This is a genomic window from uncultured Cellulomonas sp., from assembly GCF_947494015.1.
In the GTDB taxonomy this organism is placed as follows: Bacteria; Actinomycetota; Actinomycetes; order Actinomycetales; family Cellulomonadaceae; genus Pengzhenrongella.
This window is the reverse complement of record NZ_CANLTL010000017.1, coordinates 81,648-95,686: the sequence shown is the minus strand read 5'-3', so window position 1 is coordinate 95,686 and position 14,039 is coordinate 81,648. Positions and strand designations below refer to the sequence as shown.

General features: G+C 74.1%; 11 protein-coding genes. 8 read left to right on the top strand and 3 right to left on the bottom strand.

What is annotated here, in order from left to right:
- The first annotated feature begins 312 nt into the window (after nucleotides 1-312).
- Entirely contained in the window at nucleotides 313-591 is a 279-nt protein-coding gene (locus Q0840_RS16850; RefSeq protein ID WP_298461648.1) for a hypothetical protein, read from the top strand.
- Between the two features lie 260 nt (nucleotides 592-851).
- Here the strand turns inward: Q0840_RS16850 and Q0840_RS16845 are convergent, their stop codons facing one another.
- Complete coding sequence (locus tag Q0840_RS16845) at nucleotides 852-1,928, bottom strand: hypothetical protein (protein ID WP_298461645.1); 1,077 nt, start codon at nucleotides 1,926-1,928, stop codon at nucleotides 852-854.
- A 457-nt stretch (nucleotides 1,929-2,385) separates the two neighbouring features.
- Between Q0840_RS16845 and ppk2 the strand changes: the two genes are divergently transcribed.
- Genes ppk2 through Q0840_RS16830 form a run of 3 tightly spaced genes read left to right on the top strand, consistent with a single transcriptional unit; the run spans nucleotide 2,386 to nucleotide 8,854 of the window.
- Nucleotides 2,386-3,480 carry a polyphosphate kinase 2 gene (gene ppk2, locus Q0840_RS16840; protein ID WP_298461642.1) on the top strand — a complete coding sequence of 365 codons (1,095 nt, stop codon included), beginning with the start codon at nucleotides 2,386-2,388 and terminating at the stop codon, nucleotides 3,478-3,480.
- Nucleotides 3,477-7,397, top strand: coding sequence for a Pls/PosA family non-ribosomal peptide synthetase (locus Q0840_RS16835; RefSeq protein ID WP_298461640.1), 3,921 nt, complete (start codon nucleotides 3,477-3,479; stop codon nucleotides 7,395-7,397). Before ppk2 ends, Q0840_RS16835 begins: the two co-directional genes overlap by 4 nt.
- The gene (locus Q0840_RS16830; protein WP_298461637.1) at nucleotides 7,394-8,854 is read left to right on the top strand and encodes a M1 family metallopeptidase; all 1,461 of its coding nucleotides are present in this window, start codon (nucleotides 7,394-7,396) and stop codon (nucleotides 8,852-8,854) included. Before Q0840_RS16835 ends, Q0840_RS16830 begins: the two co-directional genes overlap by 4 nt.
- Here the strand turns inward: Q0840_RS16830 and Q0840_RS16825 are convergent.
- Nucleotides 8,815-9,588, bottom strand: a complete 774-nt coding sequence (locus Q0840_RS16825) for a 4'-phosphopantetheinyl transferase superfamily protein (RefSeq protein WP_298461634.1) — start codon at nucleotides 9,586-9,588, stop codon at nucleotides 8,815-8,817. The two genes, Q0840_RS16830 and Q0840_RS16825, sit on opposite strands and share 40 nt — an antisense overlap.
- Before the next feature lie 73 nt (nucleotides 9,589-9,661).
- Here Q0840_RS16825 and arsB point away from each other — a divergent pair, with 73 nt between their 5' ends.
- From arsB to lgt, 4 genes are all read left to right on the top strand, one after another.
- Nucleotides 9,662-10,780 carry an ACR3 family arsenite efflux transporter gene (gene arsB / locus Q0840_RS16820; RefSeq protein ID WP_298461631.1) on the top strand — a complete coding sequence of 373 codons (1,119 nt, stop codon included), beginning with the start codon at nucleotides 9,662-9,664 and terminating at the stop codon, nucleotides 10,778-10,780.
- On the top strand, nucleotides 10,777-11,832 hold the full coding sequence (locus Q0840_RS16815; protein ID WP_298461628.1) for a metalloregulator ArsR/SmtB family transcription factor: 1,056 nt from the start codon (nucleotides 10,777-10,779) through the stop codon (nucleotides 11,830-11,832). Before arsB ends, Q0840_RS16815 begins: the two co-directional genes overlap by 4 nt.
- A complete protein-coding gene (locus Q0840_RS16810) occupies nucleotides 11,829-12,251 on the top strand; it encodes an arsenate reductase ArsC (RefSeq protein WP_298461626.1) in 423 nt (140 codons plus the stop codon). The genes Q0840_RS16815 and Q0840_RS16810 overlap by 4 nt, the downstream gene beginning before the upstream one ends.
- Before the next feature lie 72 nt (nucleotides 12,252-12,323).
- Complete coding sequence (lgt, locus tag Q0840_RS16805) at nucleotides 12,324-13,268, top strand: prolipoprotein diacylglyceryl transferase (protein WP_298461623.1); 945 nt, start codon at nucleotides 12,324-12,326, stop codon at nucleotides 13,266-13,268.
- Nucleotides 13,269-13,373: 105 nt separating this feature from the next.
- Here lgt and Q0840_RS16800 read toward each other — a convergent pair whose 3' ends face one another.
- On the bottom strand, nucleotides 13,374-14,030 hold the full coding sequence (locus Q0840_RS16800; RefSeq protein ID WP_298461620.1) for a transcriptional regulator: 657 nt from the start codon (nucleotides 14,028-14,030) through the stop codon (nucleotides 13,374-13,376).
- Nucleotides 14,031-14,039 lie beyond the last annotated feature (9 nt).

The following is a 14,039-nucleotide window of genomic DNA, read 5'->3' as shown; positions in this document are numbered from 1 at the left end:
GCCCCGACCCCGAGCGCCCGACAGGTCCCCATCACGACCGGTTGACAGCCGGCGCAACAGAAGGGAGCCATGAGCGGGCGTCCATGCCGGCCGCTTCTCGACGAGTCCTCACCGATCAGCCCGGTGGCGGAGGTGAACACCGTTCCCTCGCAAGAACGTCACGGGTACGCCCTACCCATCGCCCCTGGATGTTCTACGGTCGCATCCAAGAGGCGCCGTGGCGCCGCAGCGCGGTGAAAAGCGGATGGGAGCCTTGTCGTGCGAGCATTTGAAGCACGGTGCAGAGTAGGTGCGGCGTTAGGAGCGCTCGCCGTGCTCGGCATGGCGGCCTGCACCGCCGGCGAGGACATATCGATCGCGAACCGCACCGACGCGGACGTGCTTGTTCGACTGGGCAGTGAGGACGTCGGGGAGGTGACGTCCGATGGCGGCGTCGTTCTTCTCGACACTACCGAGTGCTACGACGGGCCGATCGTCGTGACCTATGCGGACCAGAGCACCTTCGAGCTTCAGGAAGCGATCTGCCCCGGGCAGACACTTCTCGTTGACTCCGGTTCGGCCGAAATCTTCGACGAACCGGCCGTGAATTGACTGATCTTTGGACAGGCCCCTGGGCGGCGACCCATGACCTCGGATGTGGCCGCCGGCTGAGCATCGCCGCGCCGCGGTAGCCGACCCGCACGCACCGCGGCATGAGCGTGCGCGTGTCGAGCCGGAGTAGAACGCTCGGCGCCGCAGGCCGAATCGCCTGGGGCGCTGTGGCAACGGGCGATGCCGGCGGTGAACCGCTCGCCGGCGGCGAGGCGTGGCTAACTCTTTCGCTCACGTAGATAGCGGCAACTTGCGGGCGATCAGTCATCGAGAACGATCCCGCGGGTCCCGTGGCCCGTCTGCGTCAGCCCAACGATGCCATCGGGAGTCTCAACTGTCAGGCCGCGTGAGGTGCCGCTCTTGGTGGAGATCGTCAGGGCTTGTCGGTAACCGATGACGTTGCGGACGATGGCCTCTGGCGGAGGCCCGAGCACGAGCCCCGGGTGCTTAGGTGCAACCTTGTCTCGCCCCGCGAAGCGGTCGGCTGCCGTCGACGCGAAAACCGATGCCCATACGACTGAGAGCACGAGGGCTTCGGCGAGAAGCGGCCCAGGCCTGAGATTCAGGACCGTCACTTCCCATGACCCGGCGTGTTCGTGACGCGATGGGAGCCGCTCGAGGAACTCGATTGCTATCGCGTCGACGAGGGTGGTGCCACTCTTGACGGTCGACAGCGGGATGCTCCCATCTGGGTTTGGCGGTTGCGTTATGAAGGTGACCCGGAGGTCGTCGCGGGGGCGCACCGCGAAGCCATGCTTAAGCTTGTTGTTCCCGACGTTGGCATCTAGCCCGTCACTGACGAGCAGTTCCATCGCGCGCTGCACCCAGCGCCAGTGCATCCGGACCGCCGTCGCTACTTCCGCGGGCGGTTCGGCGGGGAGTGCCTTCACTTCCGCTGCGGGCATGAAGAGGTTCGCCGGAATCTCTCCTCGCTCTTCGAAGTCGCGAAGCGCCTTCACGAGGGCGTGGCCGTCGTCACGATTGGTGGTTAGCGACCCCCAGAAACTCGATCCTGGCGTCCTCCAGTCGGCGAGGACCGCGTGCACTATCCGCACGAGTGACTCGGCGAGATGGTGCCGGAGGGTGAAAGCATCCAGTGCTCTCTGCAACTCGCGTTCATCGTGTGTCGGTTCGGTCGTGGACAGCATGCGCGGGTCAAGGCCGAAGCCGGTTAGTTCCGCAGCGAGCGCCGAGGCGTAGTCGACTGGCGTCGGCTCTCGGAGCAGGGCGTCGATCCGGGCACGCCAGTACGAGGTGGGATTCGACTCGAACAAGGTGTCGTCCAGCAGGGCGCGCTGCTCCGGCGTCAAGTCGGATGAGTCGGTGGTCGGGTACACCGGTGTGCCCTTCGGTCGTAATTAGCATCCGTCCACCCGCATCGTCCCATCGCATCGACCGTGGCAGACGGCTACCGAGTAGCGCGTCAAGCCGCTGCGACCGGACATCGGCATGTGCGTGAACCGACTGACGTGTTGAAGTGGGCGCCTCCCCCACCGACTTTCCTCACCGCACGACCAGCGATGACCGGCGTGCGGAGCGCCCCTCGTCGACCCGCCGCTTCCCAATGGGTCGTCCGGTCCCGGTCGCCGCTCGGTGTGCGGGTGCCTAGTGTCGGGCTCACCGGCGCGCTGCTGCGGCGGGGCCGACCTCGGGCGATGGCACGGCTGGCGCGCCGGGGCCGCACCGCTGGCCACCTGCCGTTCACCCGCGCCCGCTAGCGTCCGGCCGGCGCGGGCCCCAGAAGGGACCCCACCGGCCCGCATCCCGACCCCACCGCAGACCCGAGGAGTCACCTTGCCGGACATCGACGGCGTCGACGTCACGCCGGACGACACCGTCGGCGCGGTGCCGACGCACGCCCCCGCGGCCCCGGCGACGAACGGCGTCCGTCCGCCGCGCCTGGCGGCCGAGCTGTCGCGGATGTCGGAGCGCGCCCGCACCGACGCCATCGCCGGCGCCCTGCCGGGGGACCTCAAGGCGACGCTCGAGGAGTTCCACGTCGACATCGACGACGAGGGCGAGCCGGTGCTGCTGCGACCGGACGGCACCGTCGTGGACACCTGGCGCGAGGGCTACCCCTACCCCGACCGGATGACCCGCCGCGAGTACGACGTCGTCAAGCGGACCCTGCAGATCGAGCTCCTCAAGCTGCAGAACTGGGTCAAGACGAGCGGTGAGCGGCTCGTCATCCTGTTCGAGGGCCGCGACGCCGCGGGCAAGGGCGGCACCATCAAGCGCTTCACCGAGCACCTCAACCCGCGTGGTGCCAGGACGGTGGCCCTGGAGAAGCCGTCCGAGCGCGAGGGCACGCAGTGGTACTTCCAGCGCTACCTCGCCCACCTGCCTGCCGCGGGCGAGATCGTCATGTTCGACCGCTCCTGGTACAACCGGGCCGGCGTCGAGCGGGTGATGGGGTTCGCGAGCCCGGACGAGTACACCGAGTTCATGCGCCAGGCCCCCGATCTGGAGCGGATGCTGGTCCGGTCCGGGATCCACCTGGTGAAGTTCTGGTTCTCGGTGTCGCAGGCGGAGCAGCGCACCCGCTTCCTCATCCGCCAGATCGACCCGGTGCGCCAGTGGAAGCTGTCGCCGATGGACCTGGAGTCGCTGGACCGGTGGGCGGCCTACACCGAGGCCAAGGAGGAGATGTTCGCCCAGACGGACACCGACCACGCCCCGTGGACGGTGGTCAAGAGCAACGACAAGAAGCGGGCCCGGCTCGAGGCGATGCGGCACGTGCTGGCCCGGTTCGACTACGCCGGCAAGGACCCGGACGTCGTCGGGAGCCCCGACCCGTTGGTGGTCGGCCCCGCACGTGACCTGTACGAGACCGGCGAGGACCCGGGCCACCGGGCGTCGGCGCGCACCGAGGGCTCCCACCCGTCGTGACCCTGCCGGACGTACCCACCACCGACACCCTGCGCGCCGGTGCGCTGGCCGCACCGCCCCGCACCCTGGTCGACGTCTTCGCGGCGACCGTGGCGCGGTATCCCGACGCCCCCGCCGTCGACGACGGCGACGAGGTGCTCAGCTACGCCGCCCTGGCCGACGCCGTCCGGCTGCGCGCGGAGCGCCTGGCCGACGCCGGCGTCGCTCCCGGCGACCGGGTCGGGGTGCGCGCGGCGTCCGGGACGGTCGGCCTGTACGTCTGCGTGCTCGCGGCCCTGCACGCCGGGGCCGCGTACGTCCCGGTCGACGCCGACGACCCCGACGAGCGAGCCGAGCGCGTGTTCGCGGACGCGGGCGTCACGGTCGTGCTCGGCGACGGTCCCGAGCCGCTGCGGCCCGACGGGACCCCGGCGGGCCGCGCGTCCACCCCGGGCACCGCACCCCGACCGCCCGGCCCGGACGACGACGCCTGGATCATCTTCACCTCCGGCTCCACCGGCCGCCCCAAGGGGGTGGCCGTGACCCACCGCAGCGCGGCCGCCTTCGTCGACGCCGAGGCGCAGCTGTTCCTGCGGGACGCCCCGATCGGCCCCGGCGACCGGGTGCTGGCCGGGCTGTCGGTCGCGTTCGACGCCTCGTGCGAGGAGATGTGGCTCGCGTGGCGTCACGGCGCGACCCTGCTGCCCGCACCCCGCGCGCTGGTCCGGGCGGGCAGCGAGCTCGGCCCCTGGCTGGTGGACCGCGAGATCACCGTGGTGTCCACGGTGCCCACGCTCGCCGGGCTGTGGCCGCCCCAGGCCCTGGACGCCGTCCGGCTGCTCATCTTCGGCGGCGAGGCCGTCCCGCCCGAGCTCGCCGCCCGCCTGTGGGCCCCCGGCCGCGAGCTGTGGAACACCTACGGGCCCACCGAGGCGACCGTGGTGGCCTGCGCGGCGCTGCTCCGCCCCGACGAGCCGGTGCGGATCGGGCTGCCGCTGGCCGGGTGGGACCTCGCCGTCGTCGGGCCGGACGGGCAGGAGGTCGGCGACGGCGAGACCGGTGAGCTGGTCATCGGTGGCGCCGGGGTGGCCCGCTACCTCGACCCGACGCTCGACGCGGCCCGGTTCGCCCCGCTGCCGGCGCTGGGGCCCCACCGCGCCTACCGCACCGGCGACCTCGTCGTGCGGGACCCGGGCGGGCTGCTGTTCGTCGGGCGCGCCGACGACCAGGTCAAGGTGAACGGGCACCGCATCGAGCTGGCCGAGGTGGACGCCGCGATGCAGGCGCTGCCCGGCGTCGCGGGGGCCGCGGCCGCGGTCCGGCGCACCGCCGCGGGCAGCACGCTGCTCGTGGGCTACCTCGTCGCCGCACCCGGGCACGACCTGGACACCCGCGGACTGCTCGACCGGCTGCGCGAGACGCTGCCCGGCTCGATGGTGCCGCTGCTCGCGGTGGTCGAGGAGATCCCGACCCGGACGTCGGGCAAGGTGGACCGGGACGCGCTGCCGTGGCCCCTGCCGGACGCCGTCGGCCCCGGACCGACCCCACTGACGGGCCTGGCCGCGTGGGTCGGTGACCAGTGGGCGGCCGTCATCGGGGCCCGCCCGCAGCGCGAGGACGACGACTTCTTCTCCCACGGCGGCAGCTCGCTGACCGCCGCGCAGCTGGTGTCCGCGCTGCGCTCGCGGTACCCCGAGGTGACGGTCGCGCACGTGTACGACCACCCGCAGGTCGGGGACCTCGCGCGGCACCTCGCCGAGCGGTGGCCCGGCCGCGACGGGTCCGGCGCCGCCGACGCCGAGCCCGTCCGACCGCCCGCCTCCCCTGTCCCGGTCACGAGTCAGGTCGTCCAGCTGCTCGCCCTGCTGCCGCTGCGCGGTCTGGTCGCGTTGCGCTGGCTCACCGTGCTCGCGACGGTGGACGGCCTGCTGGCCTCGGTGTGGGGCGTCGGCTGGGCGCCCGCCGTGTCGTGGTGGTGGGTCGCCGTCGGGTGGCTGGTGACGGTCAGCCCGGTCGGGCGCCTGGGGGTGTGCGCGCTGGGCGCCCGCGCGCTGCTGGCCGGGGTCCGGCCCGGGACGTACCCGCGCGGCGGCCCGGTCCACCTGCGGCTGTGGGCCGCCGAGCGCCTCGTCGAGGGGTTCGGTGCCGTCACCCCGACCAGCGCCCCGTGGGTGACCCTGTACGCCCGCGCGCTGGGCGCCGACGTCGGCCGCGACGTCGACCTGCACTCGGTGCCCCCGGTCACCGGCTTCCTCACCCTGGGCGACCGGTGCGCGGTCGAGCCGGAGGTGGACCTGACCGGTCACTGGGTCGACGGCGACGTGCTGCACCTCGGGTGGGTGACGGTCGGCGCGGACGCGACGGTCGGGGCGCGCAGCGTGCTGCTCCCCGGCGCGCGGGTCCGGGCCGGGACCGACGTCGCGGCGGGCTCGGCCGTGCACGGCACGACCGGGACCGGGGAGTACTGGTCCGGCTCCCCGGCGACCCGCCAGCACGAGGCGCGCCACCCGTGGCCGGCCCGCCGGCCGGCCGGGTCGGGGCGCGGCTGGACCGCGGTGTACGGGGTCGCCGGCGCCGCCGTCGGGGCGCTGCCCGTGCTCGCGGCGCTGCCCGGGCTCGCGATCCTGGGGGGCGCCGTACGCCCGACGACGTCGCTCGGGGATGCGGTCGGCCCCGCGCTCGCGGCGTCACTGGTCGCGGCGCCCGTGGCCTACCTCACCTACGCGGTGCTGGTGCTGGCCGGTGTGCGGGCGATGTCCCGCGGCCTGGCCGAGGGGTACCACCCGGTGCGCTCGGCGGCGGGCGTGCGGGCCTGGTCGGTCGAGCGGCTCATGGACGCCGCCCGGACCGTGCTGTTCCCGCTGTACTCCTCCCTGGCCACCCCCGCCTGGCTGCGCCTGCTCGGCGCACAGGTCGGCCGCGGCACCGAGATCTCCACGGTCGTCGGGCTGCCCACCATGATGCGGATCAGGGACGGCGCCTTCCTCGCCGACGACACCATGGTCGCGGCCTACGAGCTGGGCGGCGGGTGGCTGCGGGTGGCGTCCGCCAAGGTCGGGCGGCGGGCCTTTCTCGGCAACTCCGGGATGACCGCGCCCGGGCGGACCGTGCCCAAGAACGGCCTGGTCGCGGTGCTCTCGGCGACGCCCAACCGCACCCGGGCGGGGTCGAGCTACCTCGGCAGCCCCCCGGTGCTGCTGGCGCGGTCCGCCGCGGTCGACGACGGCAGCCGCACCTACAGCTCGACCCCGGCGCTGCGCCGGGCACGGGCGGCGGTCGAGACCTGCCGGCTGGTCCCCGTGCTGCTCCTGGGGCTGCTGTGGGTGGGCACCGGGCTCACGCTCCAGTGGCTCGTCGCGACCGGCGGGTGGGCGTGGGCCGCGGCCGCCGGCGGCGTCGTGCTGCTGGCCGCCGGGACGGTGGCCGCCGCGGTGACCATCGCCGCGAAGTGGGCGCTGGTCGGGCGGTTCCACCCCGGCGACCACCCGCTGTGGAGCTCGACCGTGTGGCGCAGCGAGCTCGCGGACACCTTCACCGAGGTGCTCGCCGCCCCGCTGTTCGCCGACCCGGTGACGGGTAGTGTCGCGCTGGTGTGGTGGCTGCGAGGACTGGGCGCTCGCATCGGCCGCGGGGTCTGGTGCCAGACGTACTGGCTGCCCGAGGCGGACCTGGTCCGGCTCGGTGACGGCGCCACCGTCGGCCCCGGGTGCGTCGTGCAGACCCACCTGTTCCACGACCGGGTGATGAGCCTGGACACCGTCACGGTGCGCGACGGCGCGACCCTCGGCCCGCACGGCGTGATCCTGCCCGCCGCCGTGCTGGACGACGGCGCCAGCGTGGGCCCGGCGTCGCTGGTCCTGCGCGGCGAGCGCGTCCCGGCCGGCTCGCGGTGGGTCGGCAACCCGATCGTCCCGTGGCGCACCGGGGCCGCCGCGTGAGCGCCGCCGCCGGGACGACCGGCTCCGGCGCGAGCACCCCCGCGGCCGGCACGGCCGGATCGTCCGACGAGCCGGACCGCTACGACCTCGGGCACGGCACCCGCGCGCTGCACGTCGAGCACTACGAGCTCGAGCTGGACTACCGGGTCCGCACCAACCGTCTCGATGCGACCGCCACGCTGCGCATCCGCACCCTGGAGGCGGTCAAGGCGCTCGAGCTCGACCTCGCCGACCTGACCGTGCAGTCGGTCGCCGTCACCGGGGCGATCCTGGCCCGGTACCGGCACCGCGCCGGCCGGCTGACCGTGCGGCTGACCGACACGCTCCCGTCCGGGTCGGTCGTGGAGGTGACGATCGGCTACGCCGGCACGCCGCGGCCGGTCCGCAGCCCGTTCGGCGAGGTGGGCTGGGAGGAGCTCGAGGACGGCGTCATCGTCGCGAGCCAGCCCACCGGGGCGTCGTCGTGGTTCCCGTGCAACGACCGGCCCGGCGACCGGTCCACCTACCGGACCTCGATCACCGTCGAGCAGCCCTACCGGGCGCACGCCCACGGCACGCTGACCCGGCGCAGCACCGGGGCCAGCACCACCACGTGGGTGTTCGACGAGCCCCACCCCACCCCGACGTACCTGGCCACCGTGCAGGTCGGCCGGTACACCGAGGTCGACCTGGGCACCGAGCCGGTGCCGCAGCGCGCGCTCGTCCCGGCCGCGCAGGCGTCCCTGGCCCGCACCCGGCTGCACCGGCACGCCGAGATGATGCGACTGTTCACCGACCTGTTCGGCCCGTACCCGCTGGCGGAGTACACGCTGGTCGTCACCCCCGACGAGCTGGAGATCCCGGTGGAGGCGCAGGGGATGGCGATCTTCGGGGTCAACCACCTGCGCGGGGACTCCGGCGGCGACCGGCTCGTGCCGCACGAGCTCGCCCACCAGTGGTTCGGCAACGCGGTGTCGGTCGCCGGCTGGCAGCACATCTGGCTCAACGAGGGCTTCGCCTGCTACGCGGAGTGGCTGTGGTCCGAGGCGTCCGGTGGCCCCACCGCGCACGCCCTCGCCCGCGAGCACCGGACGCGGCTGACGGGACTGGCGCAGGACCTCGTCCTGGCCGACCCGGGCGTCGACGACCTGTTCGACGACCGCGTCTACAAGCGCGGCGCCCTGACCCTGCACGCGCTGCGCCTGACCCTCGGCGAGGAGACCTACACCGCGCTGGTCCGGGCATGGACGGCGCGCCACGCCGACACCCCCGTGACCACCGCCGACTTCCGCGCCCTGGCCGCCGAGCACGCCGCGGCCGCGGGTGACGGTCTGGTGGCCGACGTCGAGGACCTGCTCACCGCGTGGCTCGACCGGCCCGAGCTGCCCCCGCTGCCGGACGCCGACGAGCCGGGTCACGGGGTCGCGGGGCTGCTCGGTCAGCTGCGCCGTGCGGTCAGGACCGCCGCCCCGTCGTAGCGGCGGACCAGCAGGCGGCCGGGCCGCCCCGGCCCCGCGTCGGGGCGCACCAGGTGCGGGGCGAGCACCGCGACCGCTCCCGCGCGGCCGCGTCCCAGCCGCAGGTCGGCGATCGCGACACTGCCCGCCACGACGGCGTCCACCCCGCGACTGCCCCGGGTCGCCGGCTCCAGGGTGACCGACGACGGCGCCACGGTCAGGCCGGTGCCCAGGGCCTTGAGCGCCGCCTCGGTGCGCACCCAGCGCCGGGCCAGCGTCCCGGTGCGCGGTCGCCCGCGGGACCGGTGCAGCTCGCCCGGTGCCAGGACGACGTCGGCGAGCGGCGCCGCGCCGACCGCGGCACGGGCCTCCGCGTCGATGCCCACGGGGCCGGTCGTGCACAGTGCGACGGCGACGACGGGCCCGGACCGGGTGAGGCTGACGTGGACGTCATCCGCACCGTCGGTGTCTCCTGCCGACGCCGTGCGCGGTCCGACGACGCGCACCTGCCCATGGGGTCCGCCGCACCGCGGGCACCGCACCGAGAGGACCACCTCGTGCGGCGCGCACCGCAGGTGGCCCGCCAGGACGCCGCGGAGCAGCAGCCGGCCCAGGACGAAGCGAGCGGCCGCGGCCCGCGGGAGCACCGCCGCCCGCGCACGCTCACGAGCGTCGAGGACGTCGGCGTACCCACCGGGCACGGCGGTGTCGACCGGAGCGCTCCAGACGTCGACGACCACCGGGACCCGGACCACGTGCCGATCCTGCCCGGTCGGCTACGCGCGGACGTCCCGACGGCCCTGCCTAGAAGTGTGTCAATATAGATGCGTGTCGAACCAAGCTCCCCACCATGGCGCCACCCGCCGGCTCTCCAGCCTCGACCGCTGGCTGCCGGCGTGGATCGTCCTGGCCATGCTGGCGGGACTGGTGCTGGGCCGCGCCGCTCCCGCGCTGGCGGTGGGGATCACGCGGCTCGAGGTCGGCGGGATCTCCGTCCCGATCGGGGTCGGCCTGCTCGTGATGATGTACCCCGTCCTCGCCAAGGTCCGCTACGACCGCGTGACCGCCGTGACCGGCGACACGCGACTGCTCCTGAGCTCCCTCGTGCTGAACTGGGTCGTCGGACCGGCGCTCATGTTCGCCCTCGCCTGGGCGCTGCTGCCCGACCTCCCGGAGTACCGCACCGGCCTGATCGTCGTGGGCCTCGCCCGGTGCATCGCCATGGTGGTGATCTGGAACGACCTGGCCTGCGGCGACCGCGAAGCCGCTGCGGTCCTCGTCGCGATCAACTCCGTCTTCCAGGTGGTGGCGTTCGCCGGGCTCGGCTGGTTCTACCTCACCGCGCTGCCCGCGTGGCTGGGGCTGGACACCCAGGGCCTCGACGTGTCGGTGGGGCAGATCGCGATCAACGTGCTGGTCTTCCTCGGCGTGCCGCTGGTCGCGGGCTTCGCCTCGCGCGCCCTGGGCGAACGGCTCCGGGGCCGCGCCTGGTACGAGGACGCCTTCCTCCCGCGGATCGGTCCCTGGGCGCTGTACGGGTTGCTGTTCACGATCGTGCTGCTCTTCGCGCTGCAGGGGGACGCGGTCACCCGCAACCCGCTGGATGTGGCGCGCATCGCGGTCCCGCTGCTCGCCTACTTCGCCCTCATGTGGGGAGCCGGGATGGTCACCGGCAGGGCACTGCGGCTCGGGTACGCCCGGACCACGACCCTGGCGTTCACCGCCGCTGGGAACAACTTCGAGCTCGCCATCGCCGTGGCGATCGGGACCTTCGGCGTCACCTCCGGCCAGGCCCTGGCCGGCGTGGTCGGACCGCTGATCGAGGTGCCCGTGCTCGTCGGGCTGGTCTACGTCTCGCTGTGGGCCGCACGCCGGTGGTTCGCCACCGATCCGTACTCCACCGTCGGCAGCTCCGCCGCCGGCATCCGCGAGGAGTCCCGCGCATGACCTCCCCGTCCTCCGCACCCGCCGGTTCCGAGTGCACGCCGACCACGGGCGCCCAGGCCATGGGCGCCGACGCGGCGGTCCAGGTCTCGTCCCTGCTGAAGGCGCTGGCCGACCCGCTCCGGCTGCGCATGCTGTCATTCATCACCACCAGCCCGACCGGCGAGGCGTGCGTGTGCGACATCGCCACCGTCGCCGACGTGTCGCAGCCGACCGTCTCCCACCACCTCAAGGTCCTCAAGGACGTCGGCGTCCTCAGCTCCGAGCGCCGCGGCACATGGGTGTGGTACTCCGTCGTCCCGCACGTCCGGCGGGCCGTCATCACCCTGCTGGAGCAGTTCGCCCCCGCAGCGATCGACGCCGCCCGCGAGCGCACCCGGCCGCTGACCGGGCTCAGCGACATCGACGCGTCGCTCACCCGGGTCGCGGACGACCTGGCCCGGCACTCCCCGGAGCTCGACCACGACGCCGTCCTACGCACCGTGCGCGAGTCCTACGCCACCCTGCTGCGCACCGCCGGCGTGAGCGCGCACCTCGTCCCCCTCGCTCGCCGGTTCGCCGAGCAGCGCCTGACCGACCTGGCTCGCGCCTCGGCGCCGGCCGCTCGGGGTCGCGCGCCCCAGGTGCTGTTCGTCTGCGTCGCCAACGCGGGGCGCTCCCAGCTCGCCGCGGCCCTGCTGCACCACTACGCCGGGGACGCGGTGGTCGCCCGCTCCGCCGGGTCCGCACCGGCCGGTGCGGTCCACACGACCGTCCGACCGCTCCTGGCGGACCTCGGCGTCGACGACGAGGCGGCCTTCCCCAAGCCGCTCACCGACGACGCCGTCCGGGCCGCCGACGTCGTCATCACGATGGGCTGCGGGGACACGTGCCCCGTGCTGCCCGGCACGCGGTACGAGGACTGGGTCGTCGGCGACCCCGCGCTCGCCTCCCCCGAGGGCGTCGCCGCGATCCGCGACGACCTCGACCGCCGTGTCCGCGCGCTGCTCGCCGACCTGGTCCCGGACCTGCCCCTCCCCCTCCTCCGCCCCACCGATCACCAGGAGCACCGATGAGCGAGACCACCAAGCCCAGCGCACTGTTCGTCTGCGTGCACAACGCCGGCCGCTCGCAGATGGCCGCCGGGTACCTGCGCCACCTGTCGGGCGGCGCCGTCGAGGTGCGCTCCGCGGGGTCCATGCCCGCCGACCAGATCAACCCCGTCGCGGTGGCGGCCATGCTCGAGGACGGCATCGACATCCGGGCCGAGCAGCCCAAGGTCCTCACTCCCGAGGCGGTGCAGGCCTCCGACGTCGTGATCACGATGGGCTGCGGGGACACGTGCCCCGTGCTGCCCGGCACGCGGTACGAGGACTGGGAGCTCGAGGACCCGGCCGGTCAGGGGATCGACGCGGTGCGGCCCATCCGCGACGAGATCCGTGCCCGCGTGGCCGCCCTGCTCGCCGAGCTCGGCGTCGAGCCCGTCGAGGCCTGACCGCACCCCGTGGTGCGCCGCGCACCACGCCGGGGCGGATAGGGTCCTGGCTGGCCGACAGGAGGGGCCCGCATGCGCTTCGCCATCCCCAGCCCCGACCTCGCGTGGGCGTCGATGTCCGTGGGTCCGCTGACCCTGCACACCTACGCCCTGTGCATCCTCGCCGGCATCGCGGCGGCGGTGTGGCTGACCTCGCGCCGGCTGACCGCGCGCGGCGGCCACCCGGACGCCGTGCTGGACATCGCGATGTGGGCGGTGCCGTTCGGCATCATCGGCGCCCGGATCTACCACGTGCTCACCCACTACGGCGACTACTTCGGCGCCGGGCAGGACCCGGTGCGCGTGCTGTACGTCTGGGAGGGCGGCATCGCGATCCTCGGGTCACTGCTCGGTGGCGCGCTCGGCGCGTACATCGGGTGCCGTCGGGCCGGCATCCGGCTGTGGTCGTTCGCGGACGCGCTGGCTCCGGGGATGCTCATCGCGCAGGCGGTCGGTCGGCTCGGCAACTGGTTCAACCACGAGCTGTACGGACGCCCGACCACGCTGCCGTGGGGGCTGCAGATCCCGACCGACAACCGGGCGTTCCCCGCCGACCTGCCCGCCGACACGCTGTTCCACCCCCTGTTCCTCTACGAGCTGCTGTGGAACCTGCTCGGCGTCGCGGTCATCCTGCTGCTCGAGCGGCGGGTCGCGCTGCGCTGGGGCACCGCGTTCGGCGTCTACCTCCTCTGGTACGGGTCCGCCCGGGTGTGGCTGGAGCTGCTGCGCATCGACCCCACGAGCGTGACGCCGCTGGGGCTGCCCGCCAACGTCTGGGGAGCGCTGCTCGCCGTCGCCCTGGGGGTCGCGATCATCGTCGTGCGCCGGCGCCAGCACCCCGAGGCTGAGATCTCCGTGCACCTCCCCGGCCGTGGTCCCGGGACCGACGCCGCCGACCCGGCCGACGTGGCCGACGTCCCCACCGGCTCCGGCGACGGCGACCGGCCCGGGTCGCCGGCCCGCCCGACCGACCCGTAGGCCCCCCCCCCGCGAGCGGCGTCGACCACCTCTCCTCCCGCGAGTGCGACGTCGTGGACCGCTCAGGTCGCGCGAACGGGCCACGATGTCGCACTCGGCGGGGGGTCAGTCGTCGTCGAGCAGCGGGAACACGTCGAGGTACGCGCGCACGCGGGCCCCCGGCGCGGAGTCGTGGTCCCCGGCCTCCCGGGCGCGGCTGCGCGCGGCGTAGCGGTCGAGCACCTCGAGCATCGCGGCGGTCATCTCTTGAACCTCCGACGGGGTCAGCCGCAGCGTGCTCTGACTGTGCAGGGACGCCTCGACCCACTCGCGCGGCACCGGCCCGGCCGACGTCAGCCAGCGGTTGAGGGCTTCGGTGCGGCCCTGCGCGACCGAGCCGAGCACCGCCTGCGCCGCGGGCGCCAGCGCCGGGTCGTCGGCGAGCTGGGCGGCGTCCACCTGGAACGACGTCGCCTTCCACCACCGCTCCCGGCCGCGGTTGCGGTCCGGGTCGTCGACGACGAGCCCGTGCCGGGCGAGCTGACGCAGGTGGTAGCTGGTCTGACCGGTGCTCTCCCCCAGGTGCCGGGAGAGCTGGGTTGCCGTGGCCGGCCCGTGGTCGTTGAGGTACCGGATGATCTGCAGCCGCAACGGGTGGGCGTACGCCTTGAGGCCCGAGGCGTCCAGGTGCCGGGTGCCCGCCGACGCCGTCCCGCCGTCGGCGCCGCCCTCGCCGCGGTCGCGGGCGTCGCCGGTGTCGCCGGGAGTCTTGCCAAGAGACATTTGCATACC

Coding starts and splice junctions, on each gene's coding strand:
- lgt (WP_298461623.1), top strand. CDS start 12,324: ATGCGCTTCGCCATCCCCAGCCCCGACCTCGCGTGGGCGTCGATGTCC.
- Q0840_RS16810 (WP_298461626.1), top strand. CDS start 11,829: ATGAGCGAGACCACCAAGCCCAGCGCACTGTTCGTCTGCGTGCACAAC.
- Q0840_RS16815 (WP_298461628.1), top strand. CDS start 10,777: ATGACCTCCCCGTCCTCCGCACCCGCCGGTTCCGAGTGCACGCCGACC.
- Q0840_RS16800 (WP_298461620.1), bottom strand. CDS start 14,030: ATGTCTCTTGGCAAGACTCCCGGCGACACCGGCGACGCCCGCGACCGC.